The organism is Ilumatobacter fluminis (assembly GCF_004364865.1).
GTDB lineage: Bacteria > Actinomycetota > Acidimicrobiia > Acidimicrobiales > Ilumatobacteraceae > Ilumatobacter > Ilumatobacter fluminis.
Genome location: NZ_SOAU01000001.1, coordinates 3,058,134 through 3,079,421, shown reverse-complemented (window position 1 = coordinate 3,079,421; position 21,288 = coordinate 3,058,134). Strand labels below are relative to the sequence as shown.

Here is a 21,288-nt window from a genome sequence, read left to right as displayed (position 1 = left end):
CGGGGCGCTGACCCGTACGATGGGCCACCGAGCGCTTGCGCGCTCGGTGGAACAACATGACGAACCAGAACAGCAAACCAGACCTCTTCGTCGTCGATGGCTCGAACATTGCCACGGAAGGTCGGTCCAAGCCCAGCCTCGAACAGCTCAACGAAGCGGTCACCGCCTTCCGTGAGGAGTACCCCGACGTCGACGTGACCGTGGTGGTCGACGCGACATTCGGCCACCGCATCGCCAAGGGGGAGGTCAAACAGTTCGACAAGGCGGTCGCCAACAACGAACTCGTGACCCCACCCGCCGGCGCAGTGGGCCGCGGCGACGCCTTCATCCTCGCGATCGCCGACAAGGCGAACGCGGGCGTCTTCTCGAACGACTCCTTCCAGGAGTTCCACGGCGACTACGGCTGGCTCTTCGAGCACGGCCGCCTCATCGGCGGCAAGCCGGTGCCGCACGTCGGGTGGGTCTTCGTCGACCGCAACCCGGTCCGTGGCCCGAAGAGCCGTGAGTCGATCCGTGCCGCGAAGAAGGCCGAGGCGTCCGACGAACCGGCGACCGCAGCCAAGGACAAGGCCCAGCGTCGTGTCCGCAAGAAGAAGGCAGCGGCGTCCGAACCAGCCGATCAGACGGCGAACGACCAGAACGACGAGTCGACTTCCGCGAAGCAGCAGGACGATGCCAAGCAGACCGGGGCCAAGAGCGGCCGCTCGAGGCGAGGCCGCGGCAAGCAGAGCGCCAAGCCCGACGCTGCCGACCAGGACGGTGCGAAGCAGGAGAACGCGAAGCAGGACGGCGGCGCGTCGTCGACCAAGCACGTCAACGAGCTGGTGAACTTCCTCGAGTTCGTCGAGAAGCACGCCGTCGGTCAGTCGATCACGGCGACGGTGGCGAGCTACTCCTCGCACGGCGCCTACGCCGACTTCGGCAACGTGCAGGTCTACATCCCGCTCCGCCTGATGTCCGACCCTGCGCCGACGAGTGCGCGCAAGGCCGTCACCATCGGCGACGAACTCGAGGTCGTGGTCGCGGCGTTCTCACCCGATCGCCGCAGCATCGACGTGGCCCTGCCCGCCATGGCCGACCGGATCGAGCTGCCCGACGGCCAGACGCCGAGCAGCGACGACGACGAACCCGCTACGAAGCCGAAGAAGCGACGTGCCTCTCGCCGACGCGGCAAGAAGGCTGCCGCCGAGGCCGCATCGGAGACGACCGAGCAGTCCGACGCATCGACGGCTGCCGACGAACCGTCGAGCGAGTCGGCGCAGACGGTGCCGGAACCGGCGACCGACTCCGCTGAGACCGTGGGCGCCGAGCCCGCTCCTGCCAAGGCGCCGGCGAAGAAGCGAGCCGCCAAGAAGAAGGCGGCGGCGAAGAAGGCCCCGGCCAAGAAGAAGGCGGCGGCGAAGAAGGCTCCGGCGAAGAAGAAGGCGGCGGCGAAGAAGGCCCCGGCCAAGAAGAAGGCGGCGGCGAAGAAGGCTCCGGCGAAGAAGAAGGCGGCGGCGAAGAAGGCTCCGGCGAAGAAGAAGGCGGCTGCCAAGAGGGCCCCGGCCAAGAAGAAGGCCGCTGCCAAGAAGGCGGCGGCGCCGGCGGCGGAGACACCCGAACCGTGAGGGTCGTCACCTGGAACGTCAACTCGCTCCGAGCCCGGCTCGAGCGGGTCGAGGAGTGGGTCACCGAGGTGCAGCCCGACGTGTTGTGCATCCAGGAGACCAAGCTCGCCGACGACGCCTTCCCGGCGCTCACGTTCGAGGCGCTCGGCTACGAATGTGCCCACTACGGGCAGGGGCAGTGGAACGGGGTCGCGATCCTGTCGAAGGTCGGCCTCGACGATGTCGTCGCCAACTTCGCCGGCGACATCGAGCCCGACCCCGACGCCCGCATCCTCACTGCGACGTGCGGCGGCGTGCGCATCTCGTGCTGCTATGTGCCGAACGGTCGGTCGCTCGACGACGACCACTACACGTACAAGCTGAGCTGGCTCGACCGGCTGCTCGAGCACCTGCGTGCCGAGAGCGACCCGGGTGACGACGTGATCGTGACGGGCGACTTCAACATCGCCCCGAGCGACGTCGACGTGTACGACATCCGCAAGTTCGCCAACGCCACCCACGTGAGCCAGCCCGAACGCGACCGGCTCCAGGCGCTGTGCGACTGGGGGCTCGTCGATCTGTTCCGGCATCAGCACCCCGACGCGGAGAAGGTCTACTCGTGGTGGGACTACCGGGGCGGCGACTTCCACCAGGGCCGCGGACTGCGCATCGATCTGGTGCTCGGCAGCGCGTCGCTCGTCGACCGCGTCGACTGGGCCGTCGTCGACCGCAACGCCCGCAAGGGCAAGCAACCGAGCGACCACGCCCCGGTCATCGTCGACCTGACCTGACCGCACACCGCGACGAAGGGGGTCGGATACGTTTCGTCGGATGATGTCCGTCGGATGATGTCAGACATCATCCGACCAGATCGTGGTGTGCCCGGGTCGATGGACGTCGGATGATGTCTGACATCATCCGACCTATCCGACCCCCTTGGTCGGTCAGTGCGACTGGAGGGCTCGGTCGATGCCGTGGAACAGGCGGCGGCTGGTGATGGCGCCGAGCCCGGTGAGCTGGTCGAGTTCGTCGGGCGACGACGGGCGGTGGGTGGCGATCAGCGACAGCACGTGGTCGGTCACCAGCGCATCGGGCAGCAAGCCGTTCGCTCGGGCAGCGTCGGCCCGCCACGTTCGGAGTCGGTCGAGGGTCGACTCGCGCGGCGACGGCTGCGTGCCGACCAGCTCGGGTGGGGGCGGGAGCACGACCGGTTCGCCCGGTTCGAACCCGTCGAGCAGGGGAGTGCGGCGCCGCTGGTAGCCGTTACGTCGCTCGGACCAGTGCACCGTGAGCCGATCGGTCGCCCGGGTGACGGAGACGTAGAAGAGGCGCGCCTCCTCGGCCTTCAGCGCTGCCGTCGTCGCCGACCGGTGCGGCACGAGGCTGGTCTCGCAGCCGACGAGGTGCACCGTGTGCCACTCGCGGCCTTTGGCGGCGTGGAACGTGAGCAGTTCGACGCCGGGTCGTGCGGTGCCGAACGGGTCGGTCGCCGACACCCACGCACGGAACGCAACGCCGTCACCGGTCGGGTGGGTCCGAAGGAAGTCATTGGCGGCGAGGGCGACCGTCGTGCGTGGGTCGTCGTCGCCCTCGGCGGCCAGGTGTTGGTCGCGGATCCAGCGTCGTAGCGAGTCCTGCTCTCGAAGGCGGTACGCCTCGTCGAGCAACGGGCCGAGTTCGGTGCCTGCGCCGTCGACCCGGGTGCGCAGCGGCAGTCCGGCGGCCTGGAGCGCAGCCCGGACCGGGGCGAGCGTCGCGTGGGTGCGTGCCAGCACGGCGACCTGGCCCGACCGCAGCCGTGTCGGGTCGTCGGCTGCGATCGCTCGCGCCACGGCGGCCGACTCGGCTGCCTCGTCGTCGTGCGCCGACACGCGAACCGTCGGCCCGTCACCGCGGGCGGATTCGATCGCGGTGTCGACCTCGGCACCCGCCAGGACCACCCGTCCGATCTCGACCACCTGCGGTGTGCATCGGTGGTTGACGGGGAGGCGGATCACCTCGACACCGGGGAACCGGTCGGCGACATCGGTGAGCAGCGCCGGATCGGACCCGGTGAAGCCGTAGATCGCCTGTGCCGGATCGCCCACCAGGTAGAGATCGTCCCGGCCCGTCCGGAGCACGTCGAGGAACCGGTGCTGGAGCGGGTTGAGATCTTGGGCCTCGTCGACGAGGACGTGACGGAACCGCCACCGGAGCGCGTCCGCGAACGTCTCGTCGCGTTCGGCGGCATCGATCGTCAACGCGATCAGATCGTCGAGATCGACGATGCGCCGCTGACGTTTCTCCTCCGTGTAGGCCGAGAGCACGTCGGCGACGAACTCGGGGTCGTGGAGCGAGCGGAGTTCGTTGTTGCGCACCGCCCGGACGTAGGCCCGCGGTGTGAGACCACGCGACGAGGCGACGCCGATCGCATCGACGACGGACGGCAGGTCGGCCGCCGACGCCCGGTCGGTGAAGGCTCGCAGCCCGCCGATGATCCGGGCCCGATCGTCGACGACGGTCCGGGGCGCCTGGTCGAGATCGGCCCACCGTTGTCGGAGGAGCTGATTGGAGATCGAGTGGAACGTACCGGCCGTGATCTGGTCGTTGACGCCCATGCCGGCCAGTCGGCGGCGGAGTTCGCCCGCCGCCTCCCTCGTGAAGGTCAGCACGAGCGTGTGTCTGGCGTCGGCGGTCTCGGTGGCGATCCGGTAGGCGGCTCGCCGGGTCAGCACCCTGGTCTTGCCGGAACCGGCGCCCGCGATCACGGCGACCAGGGACGATTCGCAGGTGACGGCGCGATGCTGGTCGGCGTCGAGATCGGCCAACAACGCTGCGGGGTCCACCTCGTTCACGGTACTGTTTGCGCTCATGCCGTACCCCAAGAATCTGCTCAACGATTACGAGACCGTTGCGCTCGATCTCCACCCGCACTGGTGGTACTACACGAAGGCGATCCTGGCGGTCGCGGCAGCGGTCATCTTCGCGATCGTGGTGACGATCGCGTTCGACGGAACGCTCGAGACCGGGCTGCAGTGGATCGGCATCGCCGCGATCCTCGTGTCGCTCGGTTGGCTCGTGAAGCGGTACGCCACCTGGTCGACCACCAACTTCGTGGTGACGAGCGACCGAGTCATCTACCGGTCGGGTGTCGTCCGCAAGAGCGGGATCGAGATCCCGCTCGAGCGCGTCAACAACGTGTCGTCGAACCAGGGCGTCTTCGAGCGGATGCTCGGTGCCGGCGACCTGCTGATCGAGTCGGGCGGCGAGTCGGGGCAGCAGCGCTTCACCGACATCAAGAACCCGAACCGCGTCCAGAACCTCATCCACGCCCAGCGTGAGGCGAACAACACCCGGATGTACGGCGGAGGCGGCAACAGCGGCAGCGATGTCGCGACCCAGCTCGAGAAGCTCGAGGGCATGCTCGAACGCGGCACGCTCTCCCAAGAGGAGTTCGACGCCCAGAAGCGGCGTCTGCTCGGCGACTGATCGCCCGATCCGGCGGCGTCGAGCCGGGCGTGCCAAGCTCGGCGCCATGACACGCGCTCAACTCGACTCGGGCATCGAGCTCGAGTACGACACCTTCGGCTCGCCCGACGACCCGGCCCTGTTGCTGGTGATGGGCTTCACCGCCCAGATGATCCTCTGGAACGAGGAGTTCTGCGAACAACTCGCGGCCTCGGGGCGGTACGTCATCCGGTTCGACAACCGCGACTGCGGGCTGTCGACGAAGCTCGACGGCCAGCACGTCGACGCCGCAGCCGTGCTGGGCGCGGCGATGGCGGGCGAGGAGATCCCGCCGGTGCCCTACACGCTCTCCGACATGGCGGCCGACGCCATCGGACTCCTCGACGCGCTCGGGATCGACCGTGCCCACGTCGCCGGAGCGTCGATGGGCGGCATGATCGTCCAGACGATGGCGATCGAGCACCGCGATCGTCTGCTCAGCGTCACGTCGATCATGTCGACGGTCGGCGACCCCGAGTACGGAGCGGCCGCTCCGGAAGCGATGGCCGTGTTGCTGTCGCCCCCGCCCGCCGAGCGCGACCAGGTGATCGAACGAGCCGCCAGCACGCGGATCTGGGCATCGAAGCGGTACTTCGACGAGGCCAAGGCGAAAGAGTTCGCCGGCGTCGCGTACGACCGGTCGTTCTACCCGGAGGGCGCGTCCCGCCAGCTCGCTGCGATCACCGCCTCCGGCGACCGCAGCGACGGTCTCCGATCGGTGTCGACGCCGATGCTGGTGATCCACGGTCTCGACGACACGCTGATCGCTCCGTCGGGCGGCCGCCGGACGGCCGAGCTCGTGCCGAACGCACACCTGCTCGAGGTGGCCGACATGGGCCACGACGTACCCCCGCCGCTGTACGGCATCATCGTCGGGGCGATGATCGGGCACCAGGACTCGGCGGTTCATCCGTCGGCTGCGGCGCCGCTGGAGGCGGCATCGTGAGCGGCCCCCTCGACGGCTACCGGATCATCGAGATCGCCGGCATCGGACCCGGTCCGTTCGCCGCGATGCTGCTGAGCGACATGGGCGCCGAGGTCATCCGGGTCGAACGCGCTGGCGCGGTTCGTGGCCCCGCACCCGATGCGCCACACGGCGACATCCTGCGCCGTGGTCGGCGCAACATCGCCCTCGACCTGAAGAACCCCGACGGCGTCGAGACGCTGCTGCAACTGGTCGAGAGCGCCGATGCGCTGATCGAGGGCTTCCGGCCGGGCGTCATGGAACGACTCGGCGTCGGGCCCGACGTGTGTCTCGAACGCAACCCGAAGCTCGTGTTCGGCCGGATGACCGGTTGGGGTCAGGACGGCCCGTACGCCCTCGCCGCCGGCCACGACATCAACTACATCGCCCTGGCCGGAGCGTTGGCCCACTACGGCCGCGCCGGGCAGCCGCCGACCCCACCGATGAACATGGTCGGCGACTTCGGCGGTGGCGGCATGTTCCTCGCCTTCGGCGTCGTGTGTGCCCTGCTCGAAGCGCAGAAGAGCGGTGAGGGGCAGGTGGTCGACACCGCGATGGTCGACGGCACGGCGATCCTCATGACCATGTTCTGGGCGTTCCACCACATGGGCGCGCACGACATCAACCGCCGTGGCGAGAACCTGCTCGACACGGGCGCCCATTTCTACGACGTGTACGAGTGCTCCGACGGTGAGTACGTCTCGCTCGGCTCGATCGAGCCGCAGTTCTACGCCGAGCTGATGCGGCTCACCGGACTGGACGGCGACGAGGAGTTCGCCGCGCAGATGGACGCGTCGAAGTGGCCGCACCTGAAGGAACGGCTGGCCGAACTCTTCCGGACGAAGACTCGCGACGAGTGGTGCGAGATCATGGAGCACACCGACGTGTGCTTCGCTCCGGTCCTCCGGATGGACGAGGCGGCGCAGCACCCGCACAACGTCGAACGCAACACCTTCATCGCCCCCGGCGGCGTGACACAGCCGGCTCCGGCGCCGCGGTTCAGCCGCACGGCCGCCGAGGTCGACCGGCCGCCCGCACACGACGGCCAGCACACCCGCGAGGTACTGGTCGAGTGGGGGATCGACGAGTCGCAGGTCGACGCGCTGATCGAGTCGGGAGCTGCCAAGCAGGCCTGACGCCGGTTCCCGCCATCGCGTCGTATCGTGACGCGATGGCGACACTGGTCTGCTTCCACGCCCACCCCGACGACGAAGCGATCGCAACCGGGGGCACGATGGCTCGCGCCAGCGACGAAGGGCACCGTGTCGTGCTCGTCGTGGCGACCGACGGCATCCACGGCGAACGCCCCGACGACCTCGGTGCCGACGAGTCGCTCGTCGACCGTCGCAAGGCCGAGACGATGGCGTCGGCCGAAGCGCTCGGCATCCACCGCGTCGAGTTCCTCGACTACCACGACTCGGGGATGACCGGCTGGGAAGGAAACGGTCACGACCACGCCTTCGCCAACGCCGATCTCGACGAGGCCGCGGGCCGGCTCGCTCAGATCCTGCGTGACGAAGCGGCCGACGTGCTGACGATCTACGACTGGCACGGCGGCTACGGGCACCCCGATCACATCCGGGTGCACGAGGTCGGCTGCCGAGCCGAGGAGCTGGTTGCCGACGACCTGCCGGCGCTGCGGGTCGTCGAATCGACGATGAACCGCGACGACATGCGACGCGGCATCGAGTCGGCCAAGGAACAGGGGCTCGACTTCGGCCCCGACGAGTTCGACCCGGACGGCCCGATGGACGACGGCAACCCGATGGGTACCCCCGAAGCCGAGATCACCCTGGCCGTCGACGTCGCCGACTGGGCCGAACGCAAACGCCGATCGATCGCGGCGCACCGCAGCCAGGTCACCGACTCGAGCTTCTTCCTCCAGATGCCCATGGACGCGTTCGCCCAGGCGTTCGGCACCGAGTGGTTCATCGAACACGGCCGCGAGGCGGGTGACGGCCCGCGCCGTGGTTGGTTCTTCGCCGACCAGACCGGCTGAGTGCCCGGGGCGGTACGGGTCACACCGGATTGCCGAGGTTTCGCTGCTCGCGTTGGGCAAGATGAGCCCATGCCGACGAGCAGGACCGTTGCCGCGCTCACCGTCGCCGGGCTGATGCTCGTCGCTGCGTGCAGCGACGACGAACCGACCACGTCGCCGACGCCGCCGAGCTTCACGTTCGCGTCGACGACATCGACGACGACCGTTCCCGACACGACGGTGCCCGGCGACGATTCCTCCACCGTCCCCGAGACGACGGTGCCGCCCACGCCGCCGCCGACGGACGCGACCACGACGACGACCGAACCGTTGTCGACCCAGGAACTGATCCTGCGCGGCGACGGCCTCGGTTCGGCCCGGTTCGGCGCCGCACCACAAGGCGTCGTCGAATACGTCACGTCGGTGCTGGGCGGCAACACCGGTGACACCGGTTGGGTCGACCCGTTCGCGTTCGCCGACTGCGGCGCGGGTGGTGCCGCCACCAAGGCACGTCGCGTCGACTGGGGCGTGCTGTCGCTGCTGTTCTCCGACGCCTCGACCTACGCCATCGACCGTGAACACTTCATCGGTTACGAGTACGGACGTGTCGGCGAGATCGGCGACGAACCGGTCGGCCTGCACACGCCGGGCGACGTCGGTCTCGGATCACGGGTGATCGACCTGTTCGCCGAGTTCCCCGAGGCATCGGTGAACGAGGGTGACGAGGACGTCGGCATCCCCCCGAACTACTACGTGAGCGACGTGTTCTACGGGCTGCTCACGGGGACCGCCGACGACGACTTCGTGACCGTGATCTTCGGCGGCTACGGCTGCGGCGAGTGACGCCGTGGGCGACCTGCACAACATCACGGCGTGGGTGCTGATCGCCAGCAACGCGCTCGCCGGCGTCTGGTGCCTCGCGGCCTACCAGTGGCGGCAACTGGCAGGAATGCCGATGTGGGGGCTCGTCATCGTCGCGCAGGCGACCACGTTCGTCCAGGCGGCCGTCGGGGCGCTGTGGGCGAATCAGGCCGACATCGAGATCGACGACATGCACATGCTGTACGGCTTCTCCACGCTCGTCGCCGTGGCGATCCTGTACAGCTATCGCGGCAGCCCGTTCATCAAGGACAAGACCACGCTGCTCTACGGCTTCGGCAGCCTCTTCATCATGGGACTCGGCCTCCGCAACCTCGTCCTCTGAACAGAAGGGGTCAGGCACCTTCTGTTCAGCTCGCTCGGGGTACCTGACCCGGGTGCACAGAAGGTGCCTGGCTGGGTTCCGAGGGTCGTTGCAACACCTTGATCTTTTGGAGGTGTTCATGCCGAGGCAGCGTGTTGCTGATGAGGTTCGTTGTTGGGTGTGGTTGTTGGTGGCCGATGGTCACACACAAGCTGGGGTGGCTCGACGGTTCGGGTTGTCTTCGACAACGGTGCGTCGGATTGCTCATGATCCCGAGGTGGAGAAACAGGTTCGTGACACATCAGTGAGCCGGTTGACGTTGACCGGCCGGGAAGAGATCTCTCGTGGGATCGTGGAAGGGGTTTCCAACGCTGAGATCGCGCGTCGGATTGATCGGCATCGTTCAACGGTGGGCCGTGAGATCAACAACAACGGTGGCCGCGACGAGTATCGGGCGGTTGCTGCGCATCTGGCCGCTCAGCAGCGTGCGAAGCGACCGAAGTTGTTCAAGTTCGAGCAGTTCCCGTTGCTGGCGATGGTGGTTGCGTGCTGGCTTGATCTCGAGCAGTGGTCGCCGGAACAGATCAGTGCCAGGCTGGTGCTCGAGTTTCCCGACGACGAGACGATGCGAGTGTCCCCCGAAACGATCTATCGAGCGTTGTATGTGCATGGTCGGGGCGGGCTCCGTAAAGAACTCGCTGCGTGTCTACGTACTCAACCTCAGCATCGCCGGGCCCGCCCGGTCACGGCTCGGAACCGGGACCAGTCCTCGATCCCGGACCTGGTGTCGATCGCGGAACGTCCCGACGACATCGAGGACCGTCTGGTGCCTGGCCATTGGGAAGGCGATCTGATCATGGGTCGCAACAACGGCTCCCAGGTCGGCACGCTCGTGGAGCGCACCACCGGACTCGTGATGCTGTCCAAACTTGGCACCAAACAAGCCGATCACGTCGCGGACGCGATCGCAGCACGTGTCCGAACCCTGCCGGCCGTGCTGCAGGGAACACTCACCTGGGATCGCGGCACCGAAATGGCTGCTCACCGCCGGTTCACGATGGCCACCGACATGAAGGTGTACTTCTGCGACCCGCACGCTCCCTGGCAACGAGGCAGCAACGAAAACATCAACGGGCTGCTACGCCAATACCTACCCAGAGACAGTGACCTGTCCCAGTTCAGCCAAGAACAACTCGACGCGATCGCTCACAAACTCAACAACCGGCCACGCAAACGCCACAGCTTCCTGACACCATTAGAAGTCTTCGACCAACTCGTGTTGCACTGACCACTGGAATCCAGCCTGACCCCTTCTGTTCGGTCAGCTAAAGACGACGGTCTTGTTGCCGACGAGGAAGACGCGGTCGTCGGCCCAGTAGCGCACGGCGCGAGCGAGGACGAGGCGTTCGGTGTCCTGGCCGAGTTCGACCAGTTGCTCGGCGGTGTGTGCGTGCGAGACGCGAGCGACGTCCTGCTCGATGATCGGCCCCTCGTCGAGTTCGGCGGTGACGAAGTGGGCCGTCGCGCCGACGAGCTTCACGCCACGCTCGTGGGCCTGGTGGTACGGGCGGGCGCCCTTGAAGCCGGGGAGGAACGAGTGGTGGATGTTGATCGCCCGCCCGCGCAGGAACTCGCACAGGTCGTCGGAGAGGATCTGCATGTAGCGGGCGAGCACGACGAGGTCGATGTCGTGAGTGCGCACCAGCTCCTGGATCTGCGCCTCCTGCTCGGCCTTGGTGTCCTTCGTGACGGGTAGGTGGAGGAACGGGATGTCGTACCGGCCGGCGACCGGCTGGCAGTCGGGGTGGTTCGAGACGATCAGCGGGATGTCGATCGGCAGCAGCCCGTTCCGCCAGCGGTAGAGGAGGTCGACGAGGCAGTGGTCGAACTTCGACACCATGACCAGCACCTTCGGCCGGGCGTCGGCCGGGCGCACGTGCACGTCGGCCATCGGGTCGGCGAGTCGTTCGGACACGGCCCAGTGCACCTTCGACGGGTCGTCCGTTCCGGAGTCGACGACCATGCGCATGCAGAACGTGTTCGTCTCCGGGTCGCTGAACTGCTGGTTCTCGACGATGTTGCCGCCGACGTCGAGGACGCCGGCACATACGGCCGCGACGATCCCCGGGCGGTCGGGACAGGTGAGGGTGAGGACGTGGTGGTTGGCCGCGCTCATGCTGCGAGTATGGCGGGACCACAGCCGGTTCGAGACACCGAATTCGAGACGAGTGGTCCTGACATGCGGGACGGCGCCGAGGGTGACGTGTCGCATCGGTCGGGTCCGGGTATCACCCGCACATGCTTCCCCCGACCACCCCCACGACGCATCGCACGAACACCCGAACCTCTGCCCGTCGGCTTCCCGCCCTGCTGGCGGTGGCGACACTGACCCTCGCCGCGTGCGGCGACGATGCCGAGGGCGACGCGAACACCGACGTCGTCGCCGACGAGGAACAGCAGGACGCGCAGCCGACACCCGGGTCGGCCGGCTTCACCGAAGGCGACTTCGACGCCGTCCCGATCGCCCGGGGTGCGACCGAGATCAGCGAGAAGACCGAACGTGACGGCGCGATCAGCCAGTCGTTCACGGCGACGGCCACGAGCCCCCAGCAGATCATGGACTTCTACACCTCGCAGCTGGCCCAGCTCGGCTGGCAGGAGGTCGAAGCTGTCCGAGAGACCGGCACCGACTCGCTGGCCGCAGCGTGGGTGCAGGGCAACGACCGCCTCGAGATCTCGGCGCTGCTCGCCCAGGGCGTCGAGGACGAACAGACCCAGTTCAGCATCGTGCTGCTCCCGGACCGCACCGCCGGCGAGGAGATCAACGACGCCGACGACGGCGAGTCCGACGACGGCTGACCGTGCCGGGTTCGGCCGTCGGAGACCGACGGTCAGAGCCCGGCTTCGGCCGTCACCCAGTTCCAGAGCCGCTCACGGCGCTCGGGGGTGTCGGTCTTCTTGGTGGTCGGCAGCTTGTGGATCGAGCGGAGCCGGCGGTCGAGCCAGAAGCCACCGTTGTGGGCGAGTGGCTCGGCATCGCCGGCGAGCCACACCAGCGTGTCGGCGCCCTCGTCGGCGTCGCGGAGGAGCGGGCCCATCACCTTGCGGAAGCCCGGCAGCGCCGCCTCGACGCCGGGCGTGTCCGCCCAGCCCGGGTGCATGGCCTGGAACGAGACGCCTCGGTCGCCGCACCGTTCCGCCCACATCTCGCTGAGGGTCACCTGGGCCCGCTTCGCCCGGGCGTACTGCTCGGTGCCGGAGTAGTCGTCGGCGGGCATCTCGATCTGTTCGACGGTGAGCCCGGCGGTGTACATGCCGCCCGACGACATCGTGATGACACGGCTGCCGTCGGTATCGGCGAGGCGGTCGAGGAGGAGCGACGTCAGCAGGAACGGGCCGACGACCTGGCTGGCCACGGTCTGCTCCGTCCCGTTCGAGGCGTCGTTGCGTTCGGCGGTGAGTGCGCCGGCGTTGTGGATCAGGACGTCGAGTCGGTCGTGTTCGGTGAGCACCCGATCAGCGAGGTCGCGCACCTGGTCGTACTCGCCGGTGTCGCAGGCGACCTGGCTGATGGTCTGGTTGCCGGTCGAGTCGATCAGCTCGTCGACGACTCCCTGATTGCGCTCGGCGGTTCGTCCGACGACCACCAGCGTCGCGCCCTGATCGGCGAGGATCTGGGCGGCGCACCGGCCGAGTCCGGACGTTGCGCCGGTCAGGACGACGACCCGCCCGGTGAAGTCGTAGTCGGTGAGCGGCGTCCAGCCGTCGAGCTTGCGACGTGCGAGGTAGCCGATCTTGGTGAAGCTGGTGACGATCGGGATCTCGAGCGCCGTGTCGGCGATGTCTCGGACGTTCATGGTTCCAGCTTCCTCCAGTGTGGTCGCGATGTCGATGCCGGCAGTGACCGGCCACGCGGGAGTGCCCGCGCATCGAGGGGTTCACACCTCGCTACGGCCGTCACCCGAACGGTGGATGCGTTTCCGCGCACGGTTTCGCCCCGCCGGCTGCGGGGAACGGTCGGCTCGTGACCGACTCCACGTCCGAACATCCCGCCCCCGCCATCATCGCAACCTTCCCCGACCGGGGTGAGGCCGAGGTGGTCGCCGCCAAGCTGATCGGCGCCGGACTCGACGCCGTCGTCGTCGACGAGGTGGAGGGTGGATCGCTCCCGGTCGACACCGAACCCGGCGTCGTCGTCGCCGTCCCGGCCACCGAGGAAGCCGCTGCGAGGGACGTGCTCGCCATCGATACTCCCCGCAGCTGACCATCGTCGCTACCCTCGTCGTCGACACGGGCGGGAGGAAGCGATGACCAAGCGAGAACCGGAGCAGCTCTACACGGGTGCGGCCCCGGGAAGCGAGAGGTGGGAGCACCACAGGTCGGCATACCACTCGCCGCTGTTCGACAACCCGGTCGTCACCAACGTGGTGCATCCGACGATCACACCCGTGGTCCCGGACGCCCCGAACGGAACGGCGATCGTGATCGCACCCGGTGGTGGTTTCCACGCTCTGTCGATCGAGAGCGAGGGATTCGAGGTCGCCGACTGGCTGGCTGCCCGCGGCGTCACCGCATTCGTGCTGGAGTATCGCCTGGTGCCCTGCGGCGACGATGCCGTCGCCGACCTCGTCACGAAGATGGCGTCCGACCTCGACGGTGTCTTCGACGAGATGAACGAGATCGCACCGCTCGCTGCGGCCGACGCATCGGCGGCCGTCCGCTGGGTACGCGAGCACGCCTCCGAGTTCGGTGTCCGACCCGATCGCGTGGGCTTCATCGGTTTCTCGGCCGGCGGCAACGTCACGATGCGGGTCGCGTACGCCGATGATGCGGGAGCACGGCCCGACTTCGTCGCACCGATCTACGCCTCGGTCCGCGGCTACGAACTCGCCGAGCCGCCGGCCGGCAGTGGACCCATGTTCGTCGTTGCTGCCACCGACGACTCGCTCGGTCTGGCCGACGACTCGGTGGCGATCTACGACAGGTGGCGTCGTGCGGGGATCGCAACCGAGTTGCACATGTACGCGTCCGGTGGCCACGGCTTCGGCATGAAGCACCAGGGCCTGCCGTCCGACTCGTGGATCGACCGGTTCGGCGACTGGCTCGCCGCCAACGGCCTGCTCTGACTCGACCGATCGTCAGGCGCCGAGGACGGCACCGTCGGGGACGGTGCCACCGTCGGGGCCGAGTTCGGCGTCGCCGACGACGCGGACGTCGGCGCCGAACGTCCAGTCGCCTCGTACGACCAGTGAGGTCGCCTCGGCGAGGCTCGGTGCGCCGGCGGGGAAGCGCTGGTCGAAGTCGTCGATCAGCTTGTAGCAGGGAGCGAGCTCGACGAAGGGGATCTCGTCGGGGACCTGGACGAGCCGGAAGTCGTCGGTGAGGCGGTAGCAGTCGCTGCGAACGACGAGGAGATCGTCGGTGGTCTTGACCGGGATGAAGCGGTCGCGGCCCACCTCGACGGTCGTGGCCCCCTCGAACACCTCGACCGCGGCACCCATCGCCGTCTCGAGCTGGATGACGGACGGGCTCTGCTTGTCGGTCGGGTCGACGGTCTTGCGGTTGATGATCACGGGCAGGCCGAGGTCGCCGTCGTTCTCGTCGAGCAATCGTCGCGTGGCAGCGACGTCGAACCACAGGTTGTTCGTCGAGGTGTACGGGTGGCGATCGATGTCGCCCTGCTCGTCGGGCGGGGTCTGGGCCGTCTCGCGCAGGATCAGCCGTCCGTCCGACTTGCGGATCGCGAAGTGCCCACCCTTGCGGTCGCTCGGCGTGCGCCGGACCGCTTCGATCGCGAACGGCGCGCCGCTGTCGGCGAACCAGGCGGCGACGCCGGGATCGGGCACGGCACCGAGGTTGTCGGAGTTGGCCACGAATACGCGCTCGAATCCCTGCTCGGCGAGCTGGTCGAGAAAGCCGGTCGCGTGGAGCACGGTGTAGAGGTCGCCGTGTCCGGGCGGACACCACTCGAGTTCGTGGTCGTCGGGCCACGACACGGGGACGAGTTCGTCGGCGAGCAGCTTGGGGACACGGTGCTGCATCAGCTCGATCGGCAGATCGTCGACGGCGAGGTCGGGGTAGTGCGCCAGCGCAGCAAGGCTGTCGGCCGACGTTCGGAACGAATGCAGGAAGCTGAGTGGCAGGCGTGCACCGGTGGTGCTGCGCAACGTCTGGACCTGACGGACGATGATGTCGAGGAAGCTCAGTCCGTCGCGCACGCCGAGCAACGACTTGGCCTGTTCCATGCCCATCGACGTGCCCAGGCCACCGTTGAGGCGGATCATCGCCGTGCCGCGCAACGCGGACGTGTCGGCGGGGGCCCCGTCGAGTGACGGGGCGTGGTACGGATCGATGTCGGCGTCTCGGAGGAGCCCGCCGGCTCCGGCTCGCACGTCGGCGAGTTGTCGCTCGAACACCGAGATCGCCGTTTCGGCGATCCCGGCTCGTTCCATCACGGCCCGGGGGTCGGTCTCGGCAGTCACGTCCGCCACCGTACCCAACCGACCGCGCAGCGAATCGTTACGCCGACGTGTCGGTGCCGTAGACGAGTGGATTCTGGGCCGGGTCGTCGAGGCGGTCGCCCACGGTCAGCCGTGCAACCTGCTCGTCGGACAGGATGTTCTGCTGCCCGTTGAAGGTGCAACCGTCCGGCATGAACGCAGCCGTCATCGCCCGCCGGAGCCCGGCCGTCATGTTGGCGCCGGCACCGTGGATCGTCATGCCGCTGTGGAACGAGCAACTCCCGGCCCGCATCGCACCGCTGGCAGCCGGACGGCTTCGGAACTGCGGGTAGACCTCGAAGATCGCTCCGACGTTCTTGCCGATGTTGACGTTCTCCGTCGTGGTCTCCTGATGCGAGCCCGGGAAGAAGTAGAGGCAGCCGTTGGCCTCGGTCGCATCGTCGAGCGCGATCCAGATCGAGATCGCGTCGTGCGACGTGAACGACCAGTAGGGCGCATCGAGGTGGAACGCCGTCGGGTTGGCGTACGGCCGTTTGATCAGGGCCTGATCGTGCCACAGCCGCATCGCGTCGTTGCCCGACAACCGCGCCGCCATCTCGCCGATGCGTGGATCGGTGATCAGTGCCTCGAGATCGTCGTCGGTCTGCCACAGGTTGACGAGCTGGTCGAAGACCTGGTCGTAGAAGTCGCCGGCGTCATCGCTCTGATCGATCTCGTCGGTGAGCGCCGTCTGGTTCGCGAACCGCTCGCCGTGCCGGTTCTCGACGGCGTGGGCGACGACCGATCGCCAGTGCTCGAGTTCGTCGGCGTCGAGGAGGTCGGGGACGACGATGAAGCCGTCGCGCCGGTACTGCTCGATCTGCTCGGGGCTGAGTTCGTGGTTCATGCGGACTCCGTGGGGTGCGTGGTCGGGCGGACGAGGTGTGGGTCGGTGACTGCGATGGTGTGGGTGCCTGGTCCGAGGTCGATTGGGCCGTCGTCGTCGGTGGGCTGACCGTCGACGACGACGGCGGACTCAGCCGTCGTCGGGGCGACGAATGTCGCCGTGCTGCCGAACGGCACCTCGACCGTGGCTGCGAACCCGTCGGACACCGACCAGTCGATCGACGCCGGCCCGTACGGGGTGTGGACCGTGGCGCGGGCGTCGTCGATGCCGGCGCACGGACGCGGAGCGAATCGGATCGCGCCGTACCCGGGCGTCGCCGGCGCCAGTCCGGCGAGGTGGCGGTACATCCAGTCGAGCACGGCGCCGTAGGCGTAGTGGTTGAACGACAGCATGTGATGATCGGTCGTGTCGTCGTCGGGTTCGTGGGGGAGGATCGCGCCGTCGTGGATCGAGCCGTCGGGCTTGATCGCGTCCCACCGTTCCCAGGTGGTCGTGGCGCCTTGGCGGACCTGGTAGAGCCACGACGGCGACTCGGTGCGGAGCAGCATCGTGTACGCCTCGTCGAAATACCCGTGACGAGCCAGTGCCGGCAGCACCAACGGGGTGCCGAGGAAGCCGGTCGACACGGCGCCGTCGGCATCGGCGACGAGGTCGGCGAGCCGTCGGGCGACGGCGGCGAGTTCGTCGGGCGGCGCGATCTCGAACACGACGGTGACGGCACAGCCGGTCTGTGAGGTCTGGGCGTGGTCGGCCCACCGCTCCCAGGCGAGCCCGGCGATCTCGTCGCCGAGGTGTTCGTACGCCAGCGCAACGTCTCGGTGACCGAGCTCGTGGGCAGCGCGAGCGGTCAGCCTGGCCGAGTGGGCGAAGAATGCGTTCGCGAGGTAGTCACCCTCGACCTTGGCGAGCCATGGCCGGTCCGACGGAGCGTCGGGGTCGAGCCAGTCGCCGAACTGGAACTCGCCGCCGAGCAGGCCGGCGAGGTCGCCGGTGGGGTGGCGCTTCGAGCGCAGCGTCTCGATCCACCGGATCATGCTCGGCAGTTGGTCGGCGAGGATCGTGAGGTCGCCGTAGGCCTCGAAGTGGGCCCACGGGGCGATCGTGGCCACGTCGGCCCAGCCGGCGCGTCCGGCGCTCGACTCGCCCTCGAGCGCGACGTCGGGGACGACGCTCGGGATCCCACCGTCGTGCTGCTCGAGCGCGACGTCGCGCAACCAGCTCGCCCAGAAGTTGCGGGCGTCGACGAGCAGGCTGGCGGTCGACGCGAACGCCTGGGCGTCGCCGGTCCATCCCATCCGCTCGTCGCGCTGCGGACAATCGGTCGGCACCCCGACGAAGTTGTCCCGCAATGACCACATCACGTTGGCGGCGAGCTGGTTCAGTTCGCCGTTCGAGCACGAGAACGAGCTGCGGGTGGGAAGATCGGAACTGATCGCGACTGCTTCGATCGACACGACGTCGGCCCTGGTTCGGACTTCGGCGTGTCGGAAACCGTGGAAGGTGAACCGCGGCTCCAGTCGCACGGTGCCGCTCTCGGCGAGCACGTATCGGTCGCGGGCCTGCGCGGTCCGGAGTGCCTTGCGATGCAGCGCACCGTCGGGCTCGACGACTTCGGCATGTTCGACGACGACCTCGTCGCCCGCCACCCCGCTCACCTCGACGGCGACCCACCCGCTGATGTTCTGACCGACGTCGACGCGCACAGTCGCGTCGTCGTGTCGAACGGTCTCGAGCGGGCGACGTTCGATGACACGGATCGGTCGCACCGACCAGGGTTCGAGTCGTTCGAGGTCGAACGCCATCGACCCGACGGGCGACCAACCGGTCTGGTCGTGGCCGGCCGTGTCCCACCGTTCGAGCGACCGACGCAGGTCGATCTCGCAGCCGTCGTAGAAGTCGTCGGCGAGGACTTCGGCCGTCGACCAGGTCCAGTCGGGGCCGGTGCCGATCGTGGTGGTGCTGCCGTCGGCGAACTCGATCTCGAGTTGGGCGAGGAGCGCGAGCCCGTCGCCGTAGCGGTTCCGGTCGTCGTCGGTGCCGGACCATCCGAGTCGACCACGGAACCACCCGTTGCCGAGCGTCGCGCCGAGGCAGTTCGGCCCGTCGGCGACGAGGTCGGTCACGTCGTAGGTCTGCACGAGCAGGCGTCGGTGATAGCTCGTCCACCCGGGAGCGAACAGGTCGTCGGCAACGGGCGAGCCGTTGAGGCGCAACTCGTAGACACCGTGTGCCGTCGCGTAGAGCCGGGCCCGGACGATGTCGGTGCGCTCGATCTCGAACTCGCCGCGGAGGAGCGGCGCTGCGGTCGGGTGATCGGCGTCGTGCCCCGGTGCGATCGCTTCGGCGCGCCAGTCGGCGGGGGAGAGGAGGCCGGCTTCGACCGAGCACGGTGCCGACCAGTCGGTCCAGTCGCCGGCGACGAGCGCGGCGACCCGGAACCAACGACGCTCGCGGCTCGTGAGTCGGCCGCCTGGTGCTTCGACGGCCACCTGGCCGGGGCCGGGAACCACCGCCGACGCGATGACGCGGTCGAAGTGCTCGTCGTGGGCCACCTCGATACGCGCGGCCGCCTGCTCGTCGTCGGGGTCGACGATGTTCCAGCTCAGTCGAACGGCGTCGCCGGCGACGCCGATCAGTCCGCCGTCGTGGTGCGGCTGGAGCCCGACGACCCGGTGGGCGGTCATGCCGGAACCGACCGACGACTCGGGGAACTGAAACGTTTCATATCGGCGAACCTACGGGTGTCTCTCGGGCGTCGTCAAGCCGATCGACGCCGTGTCGTTCGCCGGGGCGGCCCCGGGAGGCCGATGGGAGCGTGGTCGGGCGCGACGTCGCCGCCGAGTTGACACCAAGCGCTCGTTCACCGTAAGTTCGCTTCCGACTTGAATCGTTTCAAAACGGTCTGACCATCGAGAGGGGGTATGGATGACCACGATGACGACGCACGAATCGACAGCGACGCCGCACGACACGACCGCCGGCGCGGCCGCATCGCGACGACCGACGCGCCGATCCGGACGGCGCCGCCGGTGGACCGGTCTCGCCTTCTGCGCGCCGCTGCTGCTCCTCGTCGCCGCCCTCGTCGTGTGGCCGATCATCAGCCTCGTCCGCTACTCCTTCACCGACTACGGCGGCCTCACCGACCCGGTCTGGGTCGGACTCAAGAATTACCGGTTCCTGATCAAATGGCAGGACTTCCACCGGATCGTCCTGAACAACGTGGTCATCCTGCTCGGTCTGTTGATCTGGGTGAGTGTCCCGTTCGTGCTCGCGATCATCCTGTTCGGCCGTCGCGGGGCCAACGTGGTCAGGACAATCCTGTTCATCCCGGCGATGCTGTCGCCGATCATCGTCGGCAACGTCTTCCGCATCATCCTCGCCGACGACGGCCCGGTGAACTCCTCGCTGCGGGCGGTCGGCCTCGGAGCGCTCGCTCCCGGATGGTTGAGCGACGGCGACTTCGTGCTCGTCACCCTCGCGCTCGTCATCTGCTGGGCAACGATGGGGAGCGGCATCTTGTTCTACACGTCCGGGCTGTCGGCGATCTCGCCGTCGTACATCGAGGCGGCCAAACTCGACGGCGCCAACTGGCGTCAGATCGTCTGGTACATCTACCGACCGGCGCTGCGCCCGATCACCCGCTTCTGGACCCTGCTGCTCACGGTGACGACGGTGACGGGGTTCTTCCCCTGGGTGTACGGCCTCACGCTCGGCGGACCCGGCGTCTCGTCGACCACGCTCGACTTCGCCGTGTACCTCACGCTCAACCAGGGAAACCAGCTCGGACGAGGCGCGGCGATCGCCGTCGTCTCGGTCGTGCTCGTGCTGCTGGTGCTGAGCGGGCAGTCGGTCATGCGGCTCGTCCGCCGGGACGGTGACTGGTCGTGAACAAGCGTCTCGGTCAACTGCTCGGCGCCGGGGTCGTCGGGATCGCGGTCCTCTCGGTGCTCGGCCCGCTCGTCTGGGTCACGCGCGTCGCCACACGGACCCCGGAGGAGTACCAATCCGACCCGGGTGGGTGGGGCTCGTCGTGGACGCTCCAGAACCTCAGCGACTCGTGGGAGGTCGCCGACCTCGGCGATGCCCTCATCACATCGGCGTCGATCGTCGTGCCCGGAGCAATCCTGGCCACGGTCCTCGCGGCGCTCGCCGGGTGGGGGTACGCCAAGCACGACTTCCCCGGCAAGACGGTCGCGATCGGTGTCACGAGCGCCGCGATGTTCCTCCCGATCGCGGCGCTCGCGATGCCGCTGTTCGAGATCGGACTCTCGTACGGGGTGGTGGGGGAGCGATGGTTCCTCTCCCTCGTGTACGGCACGATCTTCGCGCCGTGGACGACGCTGTTCCTCCGCTCGTACTTCCAGGGCGTCCCCGACTCGATCACCGAAGCGGCCTCGCTCGACGGTGCCTCGGCGTTCCGGACGTTCCTGTCGGTTGGTCTGCCGCTGAGCATGCCCGCCCTCGCCACGGCGTTCATCCTCAACGCCTTCCTCCAGTGGAGCGAGCTCCTGCTCGCGCTGCTGCTCCTGCCGTCGGGCGACGACACGACCGTGTCGGTCGCGATCGCCCAGTTCTCGACCCAGTTCCGCACCGGCGGTCCACTCACCGCCGCCTCGCTCCTCATCGGCTCGCTCCCGATCCTCGCGCTGTTCCTCGTCGGACAGCGCTGGATCCGCTCCGGCATGTTCACCGGCGGCGTGAAGGACTGACGCCGCCCGACGACGCGACGTGCACACCGATCCAC

At 68.3% G+C, this 21,288-nt stretch carries 20 protein-coding genes; 14 read left to right on the top strand and 6 right to left on the bottom strand.

Annotated elements, in window-relative coordinates; translation table 11 throughout:
* The first annotated feature begins 56 nt into the window (after positions 1-56).
* Both BDK89_RS13945 and BDK89_RS13940 read left to right on the top strand, forming a co-directional pair.
* A complete protein-coding gene (locus BDK89_RS13945) occupies positions 57-1,607 on the top strand; it encodes a S1 RNA-binding domain-containing protein (protein ID WP_133869517.1) in 1,551 nt (516 codons plus the stop codon).
* On the top strand, positions 1,604-2,377 hold the full coding sequence (locus BDK89_RS13940; RefSeq protein WP_133869516.1) for an exodeoxyribonuclease III: 774 nt from the start codon (positions 1,604-1,606) through the stop codon (positions 2,375-2,377). The genes BDK89_RS13945 and BDK89_RS13940 overlap by 4 nt, the downstream gene beginning before the upstream one ends.
* Positions 2,378-2,530: 153 nt before the next feature.
* Here the strand turns inward: BDK89_RS13940 and BDK89_RS13935 are convergent, their stop codons facing one another.
* Positions 2,531-4,438, bottom strand: a complete 1,908-nt coding sequence (locus tag BDK89_RS13935) for an ATP-dependent helicase (protein WP_133869515.1) — start codon at positions 4,436-4,438, stop codon at positions 2,531-2,533.
* Here BDK89_RS13935 and BDK89_RS13930 point away from each other — a divergent pair.
* The 7 genes from BDK89_RS13930 to BDK89_RS13900 all read left to right on the top strand — a co-directional run bounded on the left by BDK89_RS13930 (position 4,437) and on the right by BDK89_RS13900 (position 10,485).
* A complete protein-coding gene (locus BDK89_RS13930) occupies positions 4,437-5,054 on the top strand; it encodes a PH domain-containing protein (RefSeq protein ID WP_133871105.1) in 618 nt (205 codons plus the stop codon). The genes BDK89_RS13935 and BDK89_RS13930 overlap by 2 nt on opposite strands.
* Before the next feature lie 46 nt (positions 5,055-5,100).
* The gene (locus BDK89_RS13925; RefSeq protein WP_133869514.1) at positions 5,101-6,018 is read left to right on the top strand and encodes an alpha/beta fold hydrolase; all 918 of its coding nucleotides are present in this window, start codon (positions 5,101-5,103) and stop codon (positions 6,016-6,018) included.
* Entirely contained in the window at positions 6,015-7,172 is a 1,158-nt protein-coding gene (locus BDK89_RS13920) for a CaiB/BaiF CoA transferase family protein (protein WP_133869513.1), read from the top strand. The genes BDK89_RS13925 and BDK89_RS13920 overlap by 4 nt, the downstream gene beginning before the upstream one ends.
* A 35-nt stretch (positions 7,173-7,207) precedes the next feature.
* Positions 7,208-8,035, top strand: a complete 828-nt coding sequence (locus BDK89_RS13915; RefSeq protein ID WP_133869512.1) for a PIG-L deacetylase family protein — start codon at positions 7,208-7,210, stop codon at positions 8,033-8,035.
* 69 nt (positions 8,036-8,104) lie between these two features.
* Positions 8,105-8,857, top strand: coding sequence for a hypothetical protein (locus BDK89_RS13910; RefSeq protein ID WP_133869511.1), 753 nt, complete (start codon positions 8,105-8,107; stop codon positions 8,855-8,857).
* Between the two features lie 4 nt (positions 8,858-8,861).
* The gene (locus BDK89_RS13905; protein WP_133869510.1) at positions 8,862-9,218 is read left to right on the top strand and encodes a hypothetical protein; all 357 of its coding nucleotides are present in this window, start codon (positions 8,862-8,864) and stop codon (positions 9,216-9,218) included.
* A 118-nt stretch (positions 9,219-9,336) separates the two neighbouring features.
* Positions 9,337-10,485, top strand: a complete 1,149-nt coding sequence (locus BDK89_RS13900) for an IS30 family transposase (protein ID WP_133869509.1) — start codon at positions 9,337-9,339, stop codon at positions 10,483-10,485.
* A 33-nt stretch (positions 10,486-10,518) separates the two neighbouring features.
* On the opposite strand, the gene purU is transcribed toward BDK89_RS13900, so the two are convergent.
* Complete coding sequence (purU, locus tag BDK89_RS13895) at positions 10,519-11,373, bottom strand: formyltetrahydrofolate deformylase (protein ID WP_133869508.1); 855 nt, start codon at positions 11,371-11,373, stop codon at positions 10,519-10,521.
* Positions 11,374-11,495: 122 nt separating this feature from the next.
* Between purU and BDK89_RS13890 the strand changes: the two genes are divergently transcribed.
* Complete coding sequence (locus BDK89_RS13890) at positions 11,496-12,056, top strand: hypothetical protein (RefSeq protein ID WP_133869507.1); 561 nt, start codon at positions 11,496-11,498, stop codon at positions 12,054-12,056.
* A 32-nt stretch (positions 12,057-12,088) separates the two neighbouring features.
* Here the strand turns inward: BDK89_RS13890 and BDK89_RS13885 are convergent, their stop codons facing one another.
* On the bottom strand, positions 12,089-13,054 hold the full coding sequence (locus tag BDK89_RS13885; protein ID WP_133869506.1) for an SDR family NAD(P)-dependent oxidoreductase: 966 nt from the start codon (positions 13,052-13,054) through the stop codon (positions 12,089-12,091).
* A 167-nt stretch (positions 13,055-13,221) separates the two neighbouring features.
* On the opposite strand from BDK89_RS13885, the gene BDK89_RS13880 reads away from it, so the two are divergent.
* Positions 13,222-13,461 carry a hypothetical protein gene (locus BDK89_RS13880; protein ID WP_133869505.1) on the top strand — a complete coding sequence of 80 codons (240 nt, stop codon included), beginning with the start codon at positions 13,222-13,224 and terminating at the stop codon, positions 13,459-13,461.
* Between the two features lie 43 nt (positions 13,462-13,504).
* The gene (locus tag BDK89_RS13875) at positions 13,505-14,323 is read left to right on the top strand and encodes an alpha/beta hydrolase (RefSeq protein WP_133869504.1); all 819 of its coding nucleotides are present in this window, start codon (positions 13,505-13,507) and stop codon (positions 14,321-14,323) included.
* A 12-nt stretch (positions 14,324-14,335) separates the two neighbouring features.
* Here the strand turns inward: BDK89_RS13875 and BDK89_RS13870 are convergent, their stop codons facing one another.
* Genes BDK89_RS13870 through BDK89_RS13860 form a run of 3 tightly spaced genes read right to left on the bottom strand, consistent with a single transcriptional unit; the run spans position 14,336 to position 19,228 of the window.
* On the bottom strand, positions 14,336-15,679 hold the full coding sequence (locus BDK89_RS13870) for a UTP--glucose-1-phosphate uridylyltransferase (RefSeq protein WP_208294079.1): 1,344 nt from the start codon (positions 15,677-15,679) through the stop codon (positions 14,336-14,338).
* 37 nt (positions 15,680-15,716) lie between these two features.
* On the bottom strand, positions 15,717-16,544 hold the full coding sequence (locus BDK89_RS13865) for a phytanoyl-CoA dioxygenase family protein (RefSeq protein ID WP_133869503.1): 828 nt from the start codon (positions 16,542-16,544) through the stop codon (positions 15,717-15,719).
* The gene (locus BDK89_RS13860; RefSeq protein WP_133869502.1) at positions 16,541-19,228 is read right to left on the bottom strand and encodes a family 78 glycoside hydrolase catalytic domain; all 2,688 of its coding nucleotides are present in this window, start codon (positions 19,226-19,228) and stop codon (positions 16,541-16,543) included. The genes BDK89_RS13865 and BDK89_RS13860 overlap by 4 nt, the downstream gene beginning before the upstream one ends.
* A 241-nt stretch (positions 19,229-19,469) precedes the next feature.
* On the opposite strand from BDK89_RS13860, the gene BDK89_RS13855 reads away from it, so the two are divergent.
* Positions 19,470-20,432, top strand: a complete 963-nt coding sequence (locus BDK89_RS13855; RefSeq protein WP_133869501.1) for a carbohydrate ABC transporter permease — start codon at positions 19,470-19,472, stop codon at positions 20,430-20,432.
* A complete protein-coding gene (locus BDK89_RS13850) occupies positions 20,429-21,253 on the top strand; it encodes a carbohydrate ABC transporter permease (RefSeq protein WP_166657580.1) in 825 nt (274 codons plus the stop codon). The genes BDK89_RS13855 and BDK89_RS13850 overlap by 4 nt, the downstream gene beginning before the upstream one ends.
* Positions 21,254-21,288 lie beyond the last annotated feature (35 nt).

What these genes read in the sequence shown, in the direction of transcription:
- BDK89_RS13945 (WP_133869517.1), top strand. Translation starts at nt 57, where the DNA reads ATGACGAACCAGAACAGCAAACCAGACCTCTTCGTCGTCGATGGCTCG.
- BDK89_RS13930 (WP_133871105.1), top strand. Translation starts at nt 4,437, where the DNA reads ATGCCGTACCCCAAGAATCTGCTCAACGATTACGAGACCGTTGCGCTC.
- BDK89_RS13935 (WP_133869515.1), bottom strand. Translation starts at nt 4,438, where the DNA reads ATGAGCGCAAACAGTACCGTGAACGAGGTGGACCCCGCAGCGTTGTTG.
- BDK89_RS13925 (WP_133869514.1), top strand. Translation starts at nt 5,101, where the DNA reads ATGACACGCGCTCAACTCGACTCGGGCATCGAGCTCGAGTACGACACC.
- BDK89_RS13915 (WP_133869512.1), top strand. Translation starts at nt 7,208, where the DNA reads ATGGCGACACTGGTCTGCTTCCACGCCCACCCCGACGACGAAGCGATC.
- BDK89_RS13910 (WP_133869511.1), top strand. Translation starts at nt 8,105, where the DNA reads ATGCCGACGAGCAGGACCGTTGCCGCGCTCACCGTCGCCGGGCTGATG.
- BDK89_RS13900 (WP_133869509.1), top strand. Translation starts at nt 9,337, where the DNA reads ATGCCGAGGCAGCGTGTTGCTGATGAGGTTCGTTGTTGGGTGTGGTTG.
- purU (WP_133869508.1), bottom strand. Translation starts at nt 11,373, where the DNA reads ATGAGCGCGGCCAACCACCACGTCCTCACCCTCACCTGTCCCGACCGC.
- BDK89_RS13890 (WP_133869507.1), top strand. Translation starts at nt 11,496, where the DNA reads ATGCTTCCCCCGACCACCCCCACGACGCATCGCACGAACACCCGAACC.
- BDK89_RS13885 (WP_133869506.1), bottom strand. Translation starts at nt 13,054, where the DNA reads ATGAACGTCCGAGACATCGCCGACACGGCGCTCGAGATCCCGATCGTC.
- BDK89_RS13875 (WP_133869504.1), top strand. Translation starts at nt 13,505, where the DNA reads ATGACCAAGCGAGAACCGGAGCAGCTCTACACGGGTGCGGCCCCGGGA.
- BDK89_RS13865 (WP_133869503.1), bottom strand. Translation starts at nt 16,544, where the DNA reads ATGAACCACGAACTCAGCCCCGAGCAGATCGAGCAGTACCGGCGCGAC.
- BDK89_RS13860 (WP_133869502.1), bottom strand. Translation starts at nt 19,228, where the DNA reads ATGACCGCCCACCGGGTCGTCGGGCTCCAGCCGCACCACGACGGCGGA.
- BDK89_RS13855 (WP_133869501.1), top strand. Translation starts at nt 19,470, where the DNA reads ATGACCACGATGACGACGCACGAATCGACAGCGACGCCGCACGACACG.